At 65.4% G+C, this 16,822-nt stretch carries 17 protein-coding genes; 5 read left to right on the forward strand and 12 right to left on the reverse strand.

Annotation, left to right across the window (positions count from 1 at the left end):
- Positions 1 to 3: 3 nt before the first annotated feature.
- The 4 genes from HMPREF2581_RS14040 to HMPREF2581_RS14055 all read right to left on the reverse strand — a co-directional run bounded on the left by HMPREF2581_RS14040 (position 4) and on the right by HMPREF2581_RS14055 (position 3,209).
- Entirely contained in the window at positions 4 to 771 is a 768-nt protein-coding gene (locus tag HMPREF2581_RS14040) for an SDR family oxidoreductase (RefSeq protein ID WP_003087987.1), read from the reverse strand.
- A 24-nt stretch (positions 772 to 795) separates the two neighbouring features.
- Complete coding sequence (locus tag HMPREF2581_RS14045; RefSeq protein ID WP_003087989.1) at positions 796 to 1,866, reverse strand: phosphotransferase family protein; 1,071 nt, start codon at positions 1,864 to 1,866, stop codon at positions 796 to 798.
- 257 nt (positions 1,867 to 2,123) lie between these two features.
- Positions 2,124 to 2,438 carry an SCP2 sterol-binding domain-containing protein gene (locus HMPREF2581_RS14050; protein ID WP_003087993.1) on the reverse strand — a complete coding sequence of 105 codons (315 nt, stop codon included), beginning with the start codon at positions 2,436 to 2,438 and terminating at the stop codon, positions 2,124 to 2,126.
- Positions 2,439 to 2,498: 60 nt separating this feature from the next.
- Entirely contained in the window at positions 2,499 to 3,209 is a 711-nt protein-coding gene (locus HMPREF2581_RS14055) for a histidine phosphatase family protein (RefSeq protein ID WP_003087996.1), read from the reverse strand.
- Positions 3,210 to 3,442: 233 nt separating this feature from the next.
- On the opposite strand from HMPREF2581_RS14055, the gene sohB reads away from it, so the two are divergent.
- Both sohB and HMPREF2581_RS14065 read left to right on the forward strand, forming a co-directional pair.
- Positions 3,443 to 4,468 carry a protease SohB gene (gene sohB, locus HMPREF2581_RS14060; RefSeq protein ID WP_003087997.1) on the forward strand — a complete coding sequence of 342 codons (1,026 nt, stop codon included), beginning with the start codon at positions 3,443 to 3,445 and terminating at the stop codon, positions 4,466 to 4,468.
- 58 nt (positions 4,469 to 4,526) lie between these two features.
- The gene (locus HMPREF2581_RS14065; protein WP_003087998.1) at positions 4,527 to 5,519 is read left to right on the forward strand and encodes a YhdH/YhfP family quinone oxidoreductase; all 993 of its coding nucleotides are present in this window, start codon (positions 4,527 to 4,529) and stop codon (positions 5,517 to 5,519) included.
- On the opposite strand, the gene HMPREF2581_RS14070 is transcribed toward HMPREF2581_RS14065, so the two are convergent.
- Positions 5,506 to 6,381, reverse strand: a complete 876-nt coding sequence (locus HMPREF2581_RS14070) for an alpha/beta hydrolase family protein (RefSeq protein WP_003087999.1) — start codon at positions 6,379 to 6,381, stop codon at positions 5,506 to 5,508. The genes HMPREF2581_RS14065 and HMPREF2581_RS14070 overlap by 14 nt on opposite strands.
- A gap of 94 nt (positions 6,382 to 6,475) precedes the next feature.
- Positions 6,476 to 6,913, reverse strand: a complete 438-nt coding sequence (locus HMPREF2581_RS14075; RefSeq protein ID WP_003098177.1) for a hotdog fold domain-containing protein — start codon at positions 6,911 to 6,913, stop codon at positions 6,476 to 6,478.
- A 122-nt stretch (positions 6,914 to 7,035) separates the two neighbouring features.
- On the opposite strand from HMPREF2581_RS14075, the gene HMPREF2581_RS14080 reads away from it, so the two are divergent.
- Positions 7,036 to 7,617 (forward strand): TetR/AcrR family transcriptional regulator, encoded by a 582-nt coding sequence (locus HMPREF2581_RS14080; protein ID WP_003098179.1) that lies wholly within the window; start codon positions 7,036 to 7,038, stop codon positions 7,615 to 7,617.
- A gap of 64 nt (positions 7,618 to 7,681) precedes the next feature.
- Here the strand turns inward: HMPREF2581_RS14080 and HMPREF2581_RS14085 are convergent, their stop codons facing one another.
- The 4 genes from HMPREF2581_RS14085 to HMPREF2581_RS14105 all read right to left on the reverse strand — a co-directional run bounded on the left by HMPREF2581_RS14085 (position 7,682) and on the right by HMPREF2581_RS14105 (position 11,564).
- Complete coding sequence (locus HMPREF2581_RS14085; RefSeq protein WP_003088003.1) at positions 7,682 to 8,179, reverse strand: DUF934 domain-containing protein; 498 nt, start codon at positions 8,177 to 8,179, stop codon at positions 7,682 to 7,684.
- Positions 8,163 to 9,821 (reverse strand): nitrite/sulfite reductase, encoded by a 1,659-nt coding sequence (locus HMPREF2581_RS14090; RefSeq protein WP_003098180.1) that lies wholly within the window; start codon positions 9,819 to 9,821, stop codon positions 8,163 to 8,165. Before HMPREF2581_RS14090 ends, HMPREF2581_RS14085 begins: the two co-directional genes overlap by 17 nt.
- Positions 9,822 to 10,231: 410 nt before the next feature.
- A complete protein-coding gene (locus HMPREF2581_RS14100; RefSeq protein WP_003088007.1) occupies positions 10,232 to 10,459 on the reverse strand; it encodes a DUF2970 domain-containing protein in 228 nt (75 codons plus the stop codon).
- 64 nt (positions 10,460 to 10,523) lie between these two features.
- Positions 10,524 to 11,564, reverse strand: coding sequence for an RNA methyltransferase (locus tag HMPREF2581_RS14105; protein WP_003139921.1), 1,041 nt, complete (start codon positions 11,562 to 11,564; stop codon positions 10,524 to 10,526).
- A gap of 37 nt (positions 11,565 to 11,601) precedes the next feature.
- On the opposite strand from HMPREF2581_RS14105, the gene HMPREF2581_RS14110 reads away from it, so the two are divergent.
- On the forward strand, positions 11,602 to 11,964 hold the full coding sequence (locus HMPREF2581_RS14110; RefSeq protein WP_003122824.1) for a DUF1883 domain-containing protein: 363 nt from the start codon (positions 11,602 to 11,604) through the stop codon (positions 11,962 to 11,964).
- A gap of 13 nt (positions 11,965 to 11,977) precedes the next feature.
- Complete coding sequence (locus HMPREF2581_RS14115; RefSeq protein ID WP_003122823.1) at positions 11,978 to 12,475, forward strand: prolyl-tRNA synthetase associated domain-containing protein; 498 nt, start codon at positions 11,978 to 11,980, stop codon at positions 12,473 to 12,475.
- 51 nt (positions 12,476 to 12,526) lie between these two features.
- Here the strand turns inward: HMPREF2581_RS14115 and HMPREF2581_RS14120 are convergent, their stop codons facing one another.
- Positions 12,527 to 12,889, reverse strand: a complete 363-nt coding sequence (locus tag HMPREF2581_RS14120; RefSeq protein ID WP_003098191.1) for a YggL 50S ribosome-binding family protein — start codon at positions 12,887 to 12,889, stop codon at positions 12,527 to 12,529.
- A gap of 14 nt (positions 12,890 to 12,903) precedes the next feature.
- On the reverse strand, positions 12,904 to 16,608 hold the full coding sequence (gene metH / locus HMPREF2581_RS14125; RefSeq protein WP_003139920.1) for a methionine synthase: 3,705 nt from the start codon (positions 16,606 to 16,608) through the stop codon (positions 12,904 to 12,906).
- Positions 16,609 to 16,822 lie beyond the last annotated feature (214 nt).

Genomic DNA, 16,822 nt, shown 5'->3' on the forward strand with positions numbered 1-16,822 from the left:
CCGTCAGGAAAGGAAGCCGCCGTCGACGTTCAGCGCCACGCCGGTGGTGTAGCTGGACGCTTCGCTAGCCAGGTAGAGCACGGCGCCTGCCATTTCGCTCGGCTCGGCCACGCGCTTGAGCGGGATGCGCTGCAGGGCGAGGTTGCGGATCGCGTCGTTCTTCACCAGCGCCGAAGCGAACTTGGTGTCGGTCAACCCTGGCAGGAGGGCGTTGCAGCGGATGCCGAACTGCGCGCATTCCTTGGCGAAGACCTTGGTCATGCTGATCACGGCGGCCTTGGTCACCGAGTAGATGCCCTGGAACTCGCCGGGCGATACGCCGTTGATCGAGGCCACGTTGATGATGCTGCCGCCGCCGTGTTCCTTCATCAGCTTGCCGCCCTCGATGGACATGAAGTAGTAGCCGCGGATGTTGACGTCGACGGTCTTCTGGAAGGCGCCGAGGTCGGTTTCCAGTACGTTGCAGAACTGCGGGTTCGTGGCGGCGTTGTTGACCAGGATGTCGAGGCGGCCGAACTGCTCGCGGATCTGTGCGAAGACGTTCTGGATCTGCTCCATCTCGCCGATGTGGCAGGCGATCGCGGTGGCCTTGCCGCCCTCCGCGGTGATCGCGTCGGCGACCGCCTGGCAGCCATCGATCTTGCGGCTCGAGACGATCACGTGGGCGCCTTGCTGGGCCAGCAGCTTGGCTATCGCCTCGCCGATGCCGCGGCTGGCGCCGGAAACGAAGGCGATCTTGCCGTCGAGGTCGAACAGGTGGGTCTTGGACATGGGCTATCCCCTTGTAGTGGTCGGTTACAGGCGGGAGCGCTCGATGGCCTGCAGGCTCATCTGCTCCAGCAGCTTGTTCATCTGCACGAACTGGGCGAAACGCTTGTCCTGGGTCTGCCCGTGGTAGTAGCGGTAGTAGATCTGCTGGACGATGCCGGCAAGACGGAACAGGCCATAGGTGTAGTAGAAGTCCAGGTTGTCGATCGGCGGGATCCCGGCCCGCTCGGCGTAGTAGTCGGCGAACTCCCGGCGGGTCAGCATGCCCGGCAGGTGGCTGGGCTGGCGGCGGGTCAGTTGCACCGGAGCCGGGTCGCCGGCTTCCACCCAGTAGGCGAGGGTGTTGCCGAGGTCCATCAGCGGATCGCCGAGGGTGGCCAGTTCCCAGTCCAGCACGCCGATGATCTGCATCGGGTTGTCCGGGTCGAGGATCACGTTGTCGAAGCGGTAGTCGTTGTGCACGATGCCCGGCTTGTGGTGATCGGCCGGCTGCTTGTCCTTGAGCCAGGCCTTGACCGGTTCCCAGAGCGGCGCGTCGGGGGTCAGGGCCTTCTCGTAGCGGTCGGTCCAGCCGGCGATCTGGCGCTGCACGTAGCCGTCCGGGCGGCCCAGGTCGGCCAGTCCGCAGGCGGCGTAGTCGACGTTGTGCAGTTCGACGAACTTGTCGATGAAGCTCTTGCACAGGCTGCGGGTCTGTTGTTCGTCGAGATTCAGCTCAGGCGGCAGTTCGGCGCGCAGGATGATGCCCTTGACCCGTTCCATGACGTAGAACTCGGCGCCGATCACCGACTCGTCGGTGCAGTAGAGGTAGGCTTTCGGGCAGTAGGGGAAGCCTGCGTTCAACTGGTTCAGGATGCGGTATTCGCGGCCCATGTCGTGGGCCGACTTGGCCTTGTGGCCGAATGGCGGGCGACGCAGGACGAACTCCTGGCGCGGATACTCGATCAGGTAGGTCAGGTTGGACGCGCCACCGGGGAACTGGCTGATCTTCGGGGTGCCTTCGAGGCCGGGGATATGGGCTTTCAGGTACGGGTCGATGACGGCGGCGTCAAGTTCTTCGCCGGCGCGGATGCGAGTGGATTGGTCGGTCAGCGACATGGGGTTCCCTTCTCGTGGTGCCACGGCGGAGCCGCGGGAGCCGGTGCGCGCATCAGGCTGCGCAATGATGGTGGCCGGCGATAATTGGCTAATCTAATGCCCTGTCCCGGCCCTCACAAGCCGCCGCCGGGCGTTATGGGCAAGCGTGTTGCCGCTCCATCACGGTCCCTGATCGTCGGCCTGGAGGAATGCCGGACAAAAAAAAACCGGAGCCGCGAGGGACTCCGGTTTTCCTTCTGGCATGGCGCCGGAAACGGTCAGACCGGGAACAGTTCGCCCAGCTTCATCGCCAGCATCATGTCGCCTTCGGCGCGCAGCTTGCCGGCCATGAAGGCCTGCATGCCGTCGGTCTCGCCGCTGGTGATGCCCTTCAGGGTTTCGCTGTCCATGATCAGGGTGACGTTGGGGTTCTCGGCGTCGCCCTGTACCACTTCGCAGGTACCGTCCTTGACGACCAGGTAGTGGTTGTCGCCGTCTTCGATGTTGAACTGGAACACCAGATCCAGGCCGGCGGCCGCGCTGGCGTTGAACTTGCTTTTCATGGTGGAGACGATGTCAGCAACGGTGGTCATGGGTTCTATTCCTTTCTTCTAGGGTTTTTTCGGCGACCGGAACGGTCGCGGTAGGCCGGCTCATCGATAGGTGATGAGTTCCGGCGCCTTCAACAGTTCCAGGTGCACGTGACTGTTGAAGGAAGCCAGGGACACTTCCTCGCCGCGGAATTTCAGGCGAGTCAGCGAGGTATTGACGATCTGCCAGTTCAGCTCGAAGGCCTTGAGCGGCGGAACGCCGACGATCAGCTGGAGCAGGGCGGTGATGGTACCGCCGGAGGTGAACACGGCGACCCTGTCCTTGCCGCTGGCCTGCGCCAGCAGACGACGAAGACCGTCATGGACCTTATCGAGGAATTCCTGCCAGCTTTCCAGCCCATCTTTCTCATGGTTGCCGGAAACCCAGCGCGCGATGATGGTGGAGAACAGGCGCTGGAACTCGGCCCGATGCTCGGCCGCATGGCGAAGGATGTGCAAGGCTTCCGGCTGCTCCTCGAGCAGGTCCGGCAGGTGCGCGCGGATCACCGCGTCGGCTTCGAATTCGTTGAACGCCGGATCGACTTCCAGCTCCGGCGTGGCCAGCCCGGAGGACTCCAGGCGTTCGAGGGCGGCGCGGGCGGTGTGCTGCTGGCGGCGCAAGCCGCCGCTGAGGACGCGGTCGAAACGGACGCCGAGGTTTAGCAGGTGGTCGCCGAGGATTTCCGCCTGGCGGATGCCGGTCGGCGACAGCACGTCGTAGTCGTCGGCACCGAACGACGCCTGGCCATGTCGAATCAGGTAGATGCTGCCCACGGGCGGACCTCGGCGGGTGAAAGTTCCGCGAGGGTATGAGGATCACCCAGGGCTGTCAACGAAAAAACATACGCTTGTTTGAATGTCATTCGCTGCCTTTATCGGCTGCTCCGGGCGTGCCCTGCAAAGGCTCTCCAGGCAGTGGCATCGCTGGCCGCCCGTCGGTGGCCTGGGTATGCTTGCGCAATCGTGTCGCCCGTAGACGGGTGCGTCAACAGTAGAGAGGGGGTTGTGTGGAGTTCATTGCCGAATATGCGGGCTTTCTGGCCAGGACCGTGACCGTGCTGGCGGCGATCATCGTGGTGCTGGTGGTGATCGTCGCCCTGCGCGGCCGCGGCCGGCGCGGCGCAGGCGGGCACCTCGACGTGCAGAAACTCAACGATTTCTACAAGGACCTGCGCGAGCGGGTCCGTCACAGCGTCCTCGACAAGGCCAGCCTCAAGGCCTTGCGCAAGGAGGAGAGCAAGGCGGCGAAGCAGGCGAAGAAACATCCTGAACAGAAGTCGCGGGTCTACGTGCTCGATTTCGACGGCGACATCAAGGCCTCGGCTACCGAGCAACTGCGCCACGAAGTGACTGCGGTGCTGAGCATGGCGGGCAAGGACGACGAGGTGGTGCTGCGCCTGGAAAGCGGCGGTGGCATGGTCCATGGCTACGGCCTGGCGGCCTCGCAACTGGCGCGCATCCGCCAGGCCGGCGTGCCGCTGACCGTGTGCGTCGACAAGGTGGCGGCCAGCGGCGGCTACATGATGGCCTGCATCGGCGATCGGATCCTTTCCGCGCCCTTCGCCATCCTCGGCTCGATCGGCGTGGTGGCGCAGTTGCCCAACGTCCACCGGCTGTTGAAGAAGCACGATATTGACTTCGAGGTGCTTACCGCTGGCGAATACAAGCGTACGCTGACGGTATTCGGCGAGAACACCGAGAAGGGCCGGGAAAAGTTCCAGGAGGACCTGGAGGTGACCCACGAACTGTTCAAGAACTTCGTGGCCCACTACCGGCCGCAACTGAACATGGACGAGATCGCCACCGGCGAGGTCTGGCTGGGCCAGGCCGCACTGGGCAAGCTGCTGGTGGACGAACTCAAGACCAGCGACGAGTACCTGGCCGAGCAGGCCAGGGAGCGCGATGTCTACCAGGTGCAATTCGTCGAGCGCAAGAGCCTGCAGGAACGCGTCGGCCTGGCCGCCAGCGTGGTTATCGACCGCGTGCTGGTGACCTGGTGGGGGCGGCTCAACCAGCAGAAGTTCTGGCAATAGGCCGGCGCCGACAGGGACGAACACGCTGTCTTCAGGGTTTTCACGAGAGGAGGTCGAAATGGCTGTATTCAAGGCGTTGTGGGTGACGGAAGCGCCCCACGGCGTTTACGAAACGCAGGTGGTCGAGCGCGATACCGGCGACCTGCCGGCGGGCGACGTACTGATCCGCGTGCAGTATTCCTCGCTGAACTACAAGGATGCGCTGTCCGCCAGCGGCAACCGCGGGGTGACCCGCAAGTACCCGCATACCCCCGGCATCGATGCCGCCGGTGTGGTCGCCGAGTCCTCGGTGGCCGAGTTCGCGGCCGGTGACGAGGTGATCGTCACCGGCTACGACCTGGGCATGAACACCGCCGGCGGTTTCGGCCAGTACATCCGCGTGCCCGCGGCCTGGGTGATCAAGCGCCCGCAAGGCCTGAGCCTGCGCGAGGCGATGATCCTCGGCACCGCCGGCCTGACCGCGGCGCTCTGCGTCGAAAAGCTGGAGCGCAGCGGCCTGCGCCCCGACCATGGCTCGGTGCTGGTCACCGGCGCCAGCGGCGGGGTCGGCAGTATCGCCGTGGAACTGCTGGCCAAGCTCGGCTACACCGTGGCGGCCGCCACCGGCAAGCTGGAGCAGGCCGAGTTCCTCAACCGCCTGGGGGCCAAGCAGATCCTCGATCGCGCCACCGTGGCCGATGGCGTCGACAAGCCGTTGCTCAAGGAACAGTGGGCCGGCGCGGTGGACACCGTCGGCGGCGACATCCTCTTCAACGTGGTCAAGTCGTTGCAGTACGGCGGCAGCGTCGCCTGCTGCGGCCTGACCGCCGGCGCCGGCTTCAAGGCCTCGGTGCTGCCGTTCATCCTGCGCGGGGTCAACCTGCTCGGGGTGGACTCGGTGGAGCTGCCGCTGGTGGTCAAGGCATCCATGTGGGACAAGCTGTCGCTGCAATGGAAGCTCGACAACCTCGAAGAGGTGGCGCGCGAGATCGCCCTCGAAGAGCTGCCGGGGGCGATCAACCAGATCCTCGCCGGCAAGCTGGTCGGCCGGGTGCTGGTCAACCTCGGCTGAGGGCGTTGCCGGAGCCCAGCTCCGGCAACAGGTAGCCCGCCCAGAGCGATTCGGCGAACTGCGGCCGGAAGAAGCCGAAATGGCCGATGTGGCGGGCGCCGATTTCCTCGGGAGCGATGCGCCAGGCGGTTTTCGGCGCTTCGCGGTAGAAGCCCAGCAGCGACTCGATGCTGCGTCGGGACATCATTTCATCGTCGGTGAACGACAGCGACACGATGGGCGTGCGTACGGCGGAGAAGGCGCGGCGGATAGCCTCGCCATCCGCGAGGGCGTACTGCGGATGCAGGCACCAGCGTCGCCATTGTTCGATCACCCCGCGCGGCAGGTCGCCGACCATGCCCAGGCGGCGCCCGGGAAAATAGCCGAGCAGCGGCGTCAGCAGGGGCGCGACGAGGTACCAGAACAACCAGACCTTGTTGCGCAACCGCGGGCTGTTTTCCTTCCAGTAGCCACTGCCGCTGGCGATGCTGAAGACCCTCTCGATACGCTCGCGCCCTTCGACGAAGGGCAGGATCTGGCCGCCCAGGCTATGGCCGATCCAGTACAGGGGCTTGCTCCCGCTCTCGGCGAGCGCGGCGGCGAGCATGGCGCTGCAGTCATGACGGGCCCAACCCAGCACATCGACCTCGAGACCGCGCAGCGAGCCGTTGCGCGATTGCCCCATGCCCAGGTAGTCGAAGGTGATGGCCAGGTAGCCGCGCTCTGCCAGCCAGGCGGCGAAGGGCGCGTAGAACCGCTGTTCCACTCCCATCGCCGGGACGATCAGGAGATAGCCGCGCGGCTCCCCGGCAGGCCGGTACCAATGGCTGGCCAGCGGATGGCCGTTGCCGTTATCGATGAGGCGTGGTTGCGGAGGGTTCATGCCGGTCTCCGTGGTCTGTTCGCGGCTTCGAGAATAGGGCTGGCCGCCAGGGCGCCTCCAGCCGGCCGAAAGCACGGCCGGGGCGCCCTGGCGGTCAGGCCTGGCTGACGTACATGGTGATCTCGGCGCGGAATACCGGCTTGTCGTCGACATAGGCGACCACCGGCACCACCAGGTTGCCGGTGGCTTGCCAGTCGATCTGGCTGCCGTCGGCCACCGCGCGCACGTCGCCAGTGGCCTTGGCCAGGTACTCGACGGTCATGCCGCGCGGAATCCAGCGATGGCCGGCGGGAATCGAGGCGTCGGTCATGGTCCCGGCGGCCAGTTCGGCGGCATTGCACAGGGCGATGGCATGCACCGTGCCGATATGGTTCAGCACCTCGCGGCGCTTGGGGAAGGTGACTTCGGCATAGCCGGGACGCAGTTCGACGAACTGCGGGGCGATGCTGGCGAAATAGGGTGCGAACTGGCCGATCATGGCGCTGAACTGGGCCGGGCCGACCTGCTGGTACATCTGCATCATCTGACTCATGGAAAACTCCGGGCGTTTCAGGATTGAAGATGTGTGCGCACCGGGGCAGTATACGAAGGTTAGAAATTTATTCTAGAAAAATATTCTAGTCAGCGTTTCGACGATTAACGACAAGGACCGACATGGGCCGTTCTTCCCGCAAAGACGAGATTCTCCAGGCCGCCCTGGCCTGCTTCAGCGAGCATGGCGTAGACGCCACCACCATCGAGATGATCCGCGACCGTTCCGGAGCGAGCATCGGTAGCCTCTACCACCATTTCGGCAACAAGGAACGCATCCATGGCGAACTGTACCTGGCCGGGATCGGCCAGTACGCGGCGTTGCTCGAAGCCGGCTTCGCCAGGGCGCGCAGCGCCGAGGAAACGGTCAGGTTGCTGGTCACCAGCTATATCGACTGGGTCGTGGCGAATCCTGACTGGGCACGCTTCATCCTGCACAGCCGCGGGCGGGTAGAGGCGGGGGAGTTGGGCGAGCGCCTGCGGGCCGACAACCAGGCCCACTTCGCGCGGATCCATGCGGCGCTGGCGGGATATCGGGCCGAGGGCCTGTTCCGCGAGATGCCGGACGACTGCTTTGCTTCGGTGGTGATCGGCCCGGCCCACGACCTTGCCCGCCAGTGGCTGGCCGGGCGAACCCGGGTGGCGTTGGCCGACTGTCGCGAACTGCTGGCGCAGGTGGCCTGGGACAGCGTGCGCGCGGCCTGAGGCGTCCGTGGCCTCGGGAACGAAAAAGCCCCGCGGCTGCGGGGCTTTTTCGTCAGGGCCGGGTTCAGCCGCGGCGGCGGAACAGCGGCAGCGGCTGCTCCACCGAGGTCTGGTAGACCTCGCTGAAGTCGTCCAGGCTGGCCAGGGCGTCTTCCGGGCTGCGGTCGGCACGGATGGCGTAGGCGTCGAAGCCGCAGCGGCGCATGAAGAACAGCTGGTCGCGCAGCACGTCGCCGATCGCGCGGATCTCGCCCTTGTAGCCGTAGCGCTCGCGCAGCAGGCGCGCGCTGCTGAAGCCGCGGCCATCGGTAAAGGCGGGGAAGTTCACCGCGATCACCTGGAACCTGTCGAGGTCACCGGCGATGCTTTCCGGCTCCTCGTCCGCGTCCAGCCAGACCCCCAGGCCACCGTCGCGGCCGCGCAGGGCCGGGCCGTGCTCGAGCCACAGGGCCAGCGGGATGATCACGTCGTCGCTGTTGGGCACGCTTTCCAGGGTCGCGTCCTTGGGCAGCAAGTGCCAGCGGTCGTCGACCACCTGGCGGTCCTTAATGATTCGCTGCATATACGCGCTCCTTGAACGGGTCGATACCGATACGGCGGAAGGTGTCGATGAAGGGTTCTTCCTCGGTCCGGCGTTCCACGTAGACCTGGATGATCTTGTCGATCACGTCGGCCATCTGCTCCTGGGCGAAGGACGGGCCGAGGATCTGCCCGAGGCTGGCGTCGCGCGCCGAGCTGCCGCCGAGGGAGACCTGGTAGAACTCCGCGCCTTTCTTGTCGACCCCGAGGATGCCGATGTGGCCGACATGATGATGGCCGCAGGCGTTCATGCAGCCGGAGATGTTCAGGTCGATGTCGCCGATGTCGAACAGGTAGTCGAGGTTGTCGAAGCGGCGCTGGATGGCCTCGGCGATCGGGATCGACTTGGCGTTGGCCAGGGAGCAGAAGTCACCGCCCGGGCAGCAGATGATGTCGGTCAGCAGGCCGACGTTGGGGGTGGCGAAGCCCAGTTCGCGCAGTTCGCCCCAGAGGGCGAAGAGTTCGCCCTGCTCGACGTCGGCGAGAATGATGTTCTGGTTATGGCTGTTGCGCACCTCGCCGAAGCTGTAGCGGTCGGCGAGATCGGCGATGGCCTCCAGCTGTTTGTCGGTGACGTCTCCCGGCGCGGTGCCGGTGGGCTTCAGCGAGAGCGTCACGGCGACGTAGCCGGGCTTCTTGTGGGCGAAGGTGTTGCGTGCGCGCCAGCGGGCGAAGCCGGGGTGCTCCGCGTCGAGCCGGGCGAGGGATTCATCGAGGTCGTCGAGGGCCTTGTAGGCCGGATCGACGAAATGCGCGGCGACGCGCTGGACTTCCGCCTCGGTGAGGGTGCTCGGTCCGTCCTTGAGGTTGGCCCATTCGGCCTCGACGCGCTCGGCGAAGACTTCCGGGGTCAGCGCCTTGACCAGGATCTTGATCCGCGCCTTGTACTTGTTGTCGCGCCGGCCATAGCGGTTGTAGACGCGCAGGATGGCATCCAGGTAGCCGAGCAGGTGCTGCCAGGGCAGGAATTCATTGATGAAGCTGCCGACGATGGGGGTTCGGCCCAGGCCGCCGCCGACCGAGACGCGGAAGCCGAGCTCGCCGGCCTCGTTCTTCACCGCCTCCAGGCCGATGTCGTGCACTTCGATGGCGGCACGGTCGCTCACCGCGCCGTTTACCGCGATCTTGAACTTGCGCGGCAGGTGGGCGAACTCGGGGTGGAAGGTCGACCATTGGCGGATGATCTCGCACCAGGGGCGCGGGTCCACCAGCTCGTCGCGGGCGACGCCGGCGAACTGGTCGGTGGTGGTGTTGCGGATGCAGTTGCCGCTGGTCTGAATCGCGTGCATCTGCACGGTGGCCAGCTCGGCGAGGATTTCCGGCACGTCTTCCAGCTCCGGCCAGTTGAACTGCACGTTCTGCCGGGTGCTGATGTGGGCGTAGCCCTTGTCGTAGTCGCGGGCGATCTGCGCCAGCTTGCGCAGTTGGCGCGAGGAGAGCAGGCCATAGGGAACGGCGATGCGCAGCATCGGGGCATAGCGCTGGATATAGAGACCGTTCTGCAGGCGCAGCGGGCGGAACTCCTCACCGGTCAATTCACCCGCCAGGTAACGGCGGGTCTGGTCGCGGAACTGCTTGACGCGGTCCTCGACGATCCGTTGGTCGTACTCGTCGTATACGTACATGAATATTCCTGCTGTCAGGCTATGCGGCTTACTGCGTTAACCAGCGCGCACGGCTACGCGCTCCACGCGGAGTGGGCGCACGATACCAGTTCATATTTATGCGTAAAAGTGATGTTTGAGTATATGGTAAGAACCAAAAAGACTAAGTCGCCAGGCAAGCATAACCGCTTCGCAACGGCGCCTTTCTTGAGCGATGGGCGGCGCTGGTCTTAACTGGAGAGTGCCTTTCGATGTCTTCGTCCCGATACCCACAAGAAACAGGGGGAGTCATGAGCGAGCCGAGCAAAACCCAGGAAAACCGCGACAGCGTGGTCGACGCCCGCGCGGCCTTCGTCCTGATCCTGCTGGTGGTGGCTACCGCGGTGTTCTGGGTCAGCCACCAGTGAAAGCCCGCCTCGGCGGCGCAGAGGTCACAGGCCGCTGAGGCTCAGCACCAGTTTCACGATCCCGGCCAGCAACAGCACGAACACCAGGGTGAAGAGCAGGCCCAGCATGATGAAGTGCACGGGCTTGCCGTGGCTGAAGTCGCGGGCGCGGTTTCGCCCGCTCTGTACGCCGAAGGCGGCAGCCATCACGCTGTGCAGCATCTGCCAGAAGGTCGGCGGCTTCTGGTTCGGTTCTTCCGTCTCGATACCCATCGGTGGTCCTCCCTTTTCCATACCTGCCCTGAGAGTCTACACCCTTGGCGGGAGGAGGGTGGCTTCAGGCCTGGCGGGCGGGGATGCGCCGTTCCGCCGTGCCCTGCGTGGCCCTGGCGCGCAGTTGCCCGCAGCCGCCGTCGATGTCCTGGCCGGCCGAGTTGCGCACCTTGGTCAGCACGCCGCGGCTGTGCAGGTAGCGCACCAGCTCGACGATCCGCTCCCCGCTCGGGCGCCGGTAGGCGTCGCCGTCCATGCTGTTGTAGGGGATCAGGTTCATCACCGCGAAGCGGCCCTTGAGCAGGCGCAGGATGCCGTCCATTTCCTCCAGGCTGTCGTTGATCCCTTCGAGCAGGGTCCATTGGTACTGGATCGGATAGTCGACCCGGCGGGCGTAGGCCTCGCCGGCTTCCACCAGTTCTTCCGGGCTCAGCGGCGGCGCCTTGGGCAACAGTTGCCGGCGCAGTTCGGCGCGGGTGCTGTGCAGGGACAGGGCGAGGGCGGGCTTCACCCGTTGCAGGGGCAGGCGCTCGAACACGCGGGGATCGCCGACGGTGGAGAACACCAGGTTCTTGTGGCCGATGCCGCCATCGGTGCCGAGCAGGTCGATGGCTTCGAGGACGTTGTCGAGGTTGTGCGCCGGCTCGCCCATGCCCATGAACACCACTTTCTTCACCGCTCGCCGACGCCGCGCCAGGACCACCTGGGCGACCATCTCCAGGCTGCCGACCTGGCGCAGCAGGCCGCTGCGGCCGGTCATGCAGAACACGCAGCCGACCGCGCAGCCGACCTGGGTCGAGACGCACAGCCCACCGCGCGGCAGCAGCACGCTTTCCACCATCTGCCGGTCGGCCAGTTCCACCAGCAGGCGCGACGAGCCGTCGCTCGCCGGATGCTCGCTGTGCAGGCGGGCGATGCCTTCCAGTTCCGCGGCTACCTGGGGCAGACCGTGGCGTACGCCCAGCGGCAGGAAGTCCTCGGCCGGCTGGCGGGCGGTGCAGGCATCGAGGGCGCGGCCCTGCAGCCAGGCGCGGACGATCCTCCCGCAATGCAGGGGCTTGGCGCCGAGATCGGCGAGGCGCTGGTGGAGGTCTTGGCTACGCATGGGGCGCGCATCCTACCATTGCCCGTCATGAGGCGGTATGGCCGGCGCCGACGTGCTATCGTTGCGCTCCGCTCCACCGCAGCAACGGAACCGTTCCATGAAATTCGTCCACCAGCGCGAACACCTCAACGAAGACGACATCGTGGTCATCGAGTGTTCGCAGCAATGCAATATCCGCCTGATGAACGACGCCAATTTCCGCAGTTTCAAGAATGGCGGGCGGCATAGCTACCATGGCGGCGCCTTCGACCGCTTCCCGGCGAAGATCAAGGTGCCCAGCACCGGGTTCTGGAACATCACCATCGATACCGTGACCCGGCGCCCGATCAGCGTGACGCGCAAGCCGAACTTCAAGTGGTCGATCAAGTTCGTGCGCCGTTCCGGTTCGCAGTTCACCTGAGGGCGCGCGTCCCATGAGTGCGAAAATGGACGAGCAGGCGCTTCTGGCGTTGCTCCGCGAGCTGGCCATCGACAGCCAGCGGGTCGAGCATCCGGCCATCGCCTCCATCGAGGAATATTACGCGCAGGGCATCGAATTGCCCGACCAGGGCATCAAGAACCTGTTCCTGCGCAACCGCAAGGGTACTCGCCACTACCTGGTGCTGCTCGACGAGCGCAAGGAGGCCGACCTGCCGGGCATCGCCGAACAGATCGGCGAAAGCCGCCTGTCGTTCGCCTCGGTCGAGCGCCTGCGCGAATACCTCGGCGTCGAACTGGGCTGCGTGACGCCTTTCGCGCTGGTCAACGATCCGCAGCACAGGGTCGAGGTGCTGCTCGACGATGCCATTCGCCAGGACCAGTTGCTCGGTTTCCACCCGTTGGTGAATACCGCCACCGAGTGCATCCGCTACGCAGACCTGCTGGCTTTCCTCGCCCACACGGGGCATGAACCGCGCCTGATCCGGGTGTAGGTCGCAGCTTCGCGCCTGCCGGCGCCAGGCCAGGTCATGCCGGCGCCGGTTTCACTCGAAGAAGTTGTGCCAGCAGTCGCTCAACGGGCCGACCTCGAAGGTCTTGCACCAGGGTTGGGCTTCCAGCCACAGGCGGGCGCTTTCCCGGTCCGCCTCGTCTAGGCTGCCGACCCGCGCCAGGCACAGGTAGCCGCTGATCTCCGCCTGTTCCGGCGAGCCGCCACCGCCGAACACCCAGCCCTGGGCCTCGACGAAGTCGATCAGATGGTCCAGCGCATCGTCGTGGGAGAGAGCGTTGCGGTCGTAGGTCAGTTCGAAGCTGAAGCCGAACTCCTGGAACTCGCCCAGGCGCAGTTTCTTGCGCAGGCGGCGCTTGCGCGGCTTTTCCATCTGCTCGGGAGTGAGGAATTTCATCGTCGCCTTCCTGGTCAGTCATCGTAGCCAAGGTTCGGCGCCAGCCAGCGCTCGCTGACGCTGGCTTCCTGGCCCTTGCGCTGGCTGTAGCGTTCCACCTGGTCCTTGTCGATCTTGCCGACCGCGAAGTACTGCGCCTGCGGGTGGGCGAAATACCAACCGCTGACCGCCGCGGCCGGGAACATCGCGTAGTGCTCGGTCAGGCTGACGCCGGACAGGCCCTGCGGATCGAGCAGTTCGAACAGAGTGCCTTTCTCGGTATGGTCGGGGCAGGCCGGGTAGCCCGGTGCCGGGCGGATGCCGACGTATTGCTCCTTGATCAAGGCCTCGTTGTCGAGGTGTTCGTCGCGGGCGTAGCCCCAGTACTCCTTGCGCACCCGCTCGTGCAGCCACTCGGCGCAGGCTTCGGCGAGGCGGTCGGCGAGCGCCTTGACCATGATGCTGTTGTAGTCGTCGCCCTTGGCTTCGTACGCCTTGGCCACTTCCTCGGCGCCGATCCCGGCGGTGGTGATGAAGCCGCCGATGTAGTCGCGCACGCCGCTTTCCTTCGGCGCGACGAAATCGGCCAGCGACAGGTTCGGCTTGCCGTCCGGCTTGATCGTCTGCTGCCGCAGGTGGTGCAGGGTGGCGAGGGTCTCGCCATCGGCGCCGTAGACCTCCAGGTCGTCGTGCTCGACCTGGTTGGCCGGCCAGAAGCCGAACACCGCACGGGCCTTGATCAGCTTCTCGTCGATCAGCTTCTTCAGCATCGCCTGGGCGTCATTGAACAACGAGGTGGCGGCCTCGCCGACCACCTCGTCGGTGAGGATGCGCGGGTACTTGCCGGCCAGGTCCCAGGAAATGAAGAACGGCGTCCAGTCGATGTACTCGGCGAGCACCGCGAGGTCGATCTCGTCGAGCACCCTGACGCCGGTGAAGGAAGGCGTCGGCGCCTGGTAGCCGGCCCAGTCGAACGCCGGCTTGTTGGCGATCGCCTGTTCGTAGCTCAGCCGCTCGGTGCGGGCGCTGCGGTTGGCCGTGCGTTCGCGGACCACCGCGTAGTCGGCGCGGGTGCGGGCCACGTAGTCGGCCTTCAGCTCCTTGGACAGCAGGCTGGTGGCCACGCCTACCGCGCGCGAGGCGTCGGTGACGTAGACCACCGCGTCGTTGCTGTACTGCGGATCGATCTTCACCGCGGTATGCGCCTTCGAGGTAGTGGCGCCGCCGATCATCAGCGGCAACTGGAAATTCTGCCGCTGCATTTCCTTGGCGACGTGGACCATCTCGTCCAGCGACGGCGTGATCAGGCCAGACAGGCCGATGATGTCGCATTTCTCGGCGATGGCGGTCTGCAGGATCTTCTCCGCCGGCACCATCACGCCGAGGTCGACCACGTCATAGCCGTTGCAGCCGAGCACCACGCCGACGATGTTCTTGCCGATGTCGTGCACGTCGCCCTTCACCGTGGCCATCAGGATCTTGCCCTTGGCTTCCGGCTTGTCGCCTTTCTCCGCCTCGATGAAGGGAATCAGGTGGGCCACCGCCTGCTTCATCACTCGCGCGGACTTGACCACCTGCGGGAGGAACATCTTGCCGGCGCCGAACAGGTCGCCGACCACGTTCATCCCGGACATCAGCGGACCTTCGATGACCTCGATGGGACGCGCACACTGCTGGCGGCATTCCTCGGTGTCCTCGACGATCCAGGTGGTGATGCCCTTGACCAGCGCATGCTCGAGGCGCTTCTCGACACTGTAGCTGCGCCATTCCTCGTCCTCGGCCTCCTTGACCGCGCCGCCGCCCTTGTAGTCGTCGGCGATCGCCAGCAGGGCCTCGGTGGCCTCGGGCGTGCGGTTGAGCACCACGTCCTCGACCCGGTCGCGCAGCGCTTTCGGAATCTCGTCGTAGATTTCCAGCTGGCCGGCGTTGACGATGCCCATGGTCAGGCCGTTGCGGATCGCGTAGTAGAGGAACACCGAGTGGATCGCCTCGCGTACCGGGTTGTTGCCGCGGAACGAGAAGGACACGTTGGACACCCCGCCCGAACTCAGGGCGTAGGGGAGGTTGTCGCGGATGTAGGCGCAGGCGTTGATGAAATCGACCGCGTAGTTGTTGTGTTCCTCGATGCCGGTGGCGATGGCGAAGATGTTCGCATCGAAGATGATGTCTTCCGGTGGGAAGCCGACTTCGTCGACCAGGATGTCGTAGGAGCGCTTGCAGATTTCTTCCTTGCGCGCCTGGGTGTCGGCCTGGCCGTCCTCGTCGAAGGCCATCACCACCACCGCGGCGCCGTAGCGCTTGCACAGGCGGGCATGGTGCTTGAAGGCCTCGACGCCTTCCTTCATCGAGATCGAGTTGACGATGCCCTTGCCCTGGATGCACTTCAGGCCGGCCTCGATCACTTCCCACTTGGAGGAGTCGATCATGATCGGCACGCGCGAGATGTCGGGCTCGGAGGCGATCAGGTTGAGGAAGGTGACCATGGCCGCCTTCGAGTCCAGCATGCCTTCGTCCATGTTGATGTCGATCACCTGGGCGCCGGCTTCCACCTGCTGCTGGGCGACCTCGAGAGCTTCCGCGTAGTTTTCCTCGCGGATCAGCCGGGCGAACTTGGCCGAACCGGTGATGTTGGTGCGCTCGCCGACGTTGACGAACAGCGAGCTGCGGTCGATGGTGAACGGCTCCAGGCCGGACAGGCGACAGGCCCGGGGAATCTCCGGGATGGCCCGCGGCGGGTACTTGGCCACTGCCTTGGCGATCGCCTCGATGTGCGCCGGGGTGGTGCCGCAGCAGCCGCCGACGATATTGAGGAAGCCGGCGGCGGCGAATTCCTCGACCACCACGGCCATTTCCGCCGGCGATTCGTCGTATTCGCCGAAGGCGTTCGGCAGGCCGGCGTTGGGGTGGGCCGAGACATGAGTGTCGGCCTTGGTCGACAGTTCCTCGATGTACGGCCGCAATTCCTTGGCGCCGAGGGCGCAGTTCAGGCCTACCGAGATCGGCCGGGCATGCCGCACCGAGTTCCAGAAGGCCTCGGTGGTCTGGCCCGACAGGGTGCGGCCGGAGGCGTCGGTGATGGTCCCGGAGATCATGATCGGCAGCTCCACGCCGAGTTCCTCGAACACGCCCTGGACGGCGAATATCGCCGCCTTGGCATTGAGGGTGTCGAAGATGGTCTCGATCAGGATCAGGTCGGCGCCGCCCTCGATCAGGCCGCGGGTCGCCTCGACGTAGTTCTCCACCAGCTCGTCGAAGGTGACGTTGCGGTAGCCGGGGTTGTTCACGTCCGGGGAAATCGAGCAGGTGCGGCTGGTCGGGCCGAGCACGCCGGCGACGAAGCGCGGCTTGTCCGGGGTCTCGGCGGTCTTCGCGTCCGCCACCTGGCGAGCCAGGCGCGCCCCTTCGACGTTGAGTTCGTAGGCCAGCGACTGCATGCCGTAGTCGGCCTGGGACACCTGGGTGGCGTTGAAGGTATTGGTCTCGAGGATGTCGGCGCCGGCGTCGAGGTAGGCATTCTCGATGGCCTGGATCACGTCCGGGCGGCTGAGCAGCAAGAGGTCGTTGTTGCCTTTCACGTCGCTCGGCCAGTCGGCGAAGCGCTCGCCGCGGTAGTCGGCTTCTTCCAGCTTGTAGCTCTGGATCATGGTGCCCATGCCGCCATCGAGGATCAGGATACGTTCCCTGAGGGCGTGCTGGAGGGCTTGCAGGCGGGCGCTGCGATCGGTGAGCGGGCTGGACATGGATGGACCTGGCGTCAGTGGGCGGAAAGGTGAAAAGCATAACAAAGGCAGGGGCTTTCCGACCGGGGGTGGCTGGACCATGAATTTCATTCAAGTTGAAAGATGTTCATCCGCGGGCCGGAAAAGCCCCTGGCGCCGTTTTGTCGCAGCATACGGGCGGAATGCGGAGGTCGGAGTGCGCAGGCGGGCGGAGAAGGGACGGGCGAGTGGAGTC

The organism is Pseudomonas sp. HMSC057H01, from assembly GCF_001836405.1.
GTDB classification, from domain to species: Bacteria; Pseudomonadota; Gammaproteobacteria; order Pseudomonadales; family Pseudomonadaceae; genus Pseudomonas; species Pseudomonas aeruginosa.

Excerpts from the sequence above, each read along its gene's own strand:
- HMPREF2581_RS14040 (WP_003087987.1), bottom strand. The coding sequence starts at position 771 with ATGTCCAAGACCCACCTGTTCGACCTCGACGGCAAGATCGCCTTCGTT.
- HMPREF2581_RS14045 (WP_003087989.1), bottom strand. The coding sequence starts at position 1,866 with ATGTCGCTGACCGACCAATCCACTCGCATCCGCGCCGGCGAAGAACTT.
- HMPREF2581_RS14050 (WP_003087993.1), bottom strand. The coding sequence starts at position 2,438 with ATGACCACCGTTGCTGACATCGTCTCCACCATGAAAAGCAAGTTCAAC.
- HMPREF2581_RS14065 (WP_003087998.1), top strand. The coding sequence starts at position 4,527 with ATGGCTGTATTCAAGGCGTTGTGGGTGACGGAAGCGCCCCACGGCGTT.
- HMPREF2581_RS14070 (WP_003087999.1), bottom strand. The coding sequence starts at position 6,381 with ATGAACCCTCCGCAACCACGCCTCATCGATAACGGCAACGGCCATCCG.
- HMPREF2581_RS14075 (WP_003098177.1), bottom strand. The coding sequence starts at position 6,913 with ATGAGTCAGATGATGCAGATGTACCAGCAGGTCGGCCCGGCCCAGTTC.
- HMPREF2581_RS14080 (WP_003098179.1), top strand. The coding sequence starts at position 7,036 with ATGGGCCGTTCTTCCCGCAAAGACGAGATTCTCCAGGCCGCCCTGGCC.
- HMPREF2581_RS14085 (WP_003088003.1), bottom strand. The coding sequence starts at position 8,179 with ATGCAGCGAATCATTAAGGACCGCCAGGTGGTCGACGACCGCTGGCAC.
- HMPREF2581_RS14090 (WP_003098180.1), bottom strand. The coding sequence starts at position 9,821 with ATGTACGTATACGACGAGTACGACCAACGGATCGTCGAGGACCGCGTC.
- HMPREF2581_RS14100 (WP_003088007.1), bottom strand. The coding sequence starts at position 10,459 with ATGGGTATCGAGACGGAAGAACCGAACCAGAAGCCGCCGACCTTCTGG.
- HMPREF2581_RS14105 (WP_003139921.1), bottom strand. The coding sequence starts at position 11,564 with ATGCGTAGCCAAGACCTCCACCAGCGCCTCGCCGATCTCGGCGCCAAG.
- HMPREF2581_RS14110 (WP_003122824.1), top strand. The coding sequence starts at position 11,602 with ATGGCCGGCGCCGACGTGCTATCGTTGCGCTCCGCTCCACCGCAGCAA.
- HMPREF2581_RS14115 (WP_003122823.1), top strand. The coding sequence starts at position 11,978 with ATGAGTGCGAAAATGGACGAGCAGGCGCTTCTGGCGTTGCTCCGCGAG.
- HMPREF2581_RS14120 (WP_003098191.1), bottom strand. The coding sequence starts at position 12,889 with ATGAAATTCCTCACTCCCGAGCAGATGGAAAAGCCGCGCAAGCGCCGC.
- metH (WP_003139920.1), bottom strand. The coding sequence starts at position 16,608 with ATGTCCAGCCCGCTCACCGATCGCAGCGCCCGCCTGCAAGCCCTCCAG.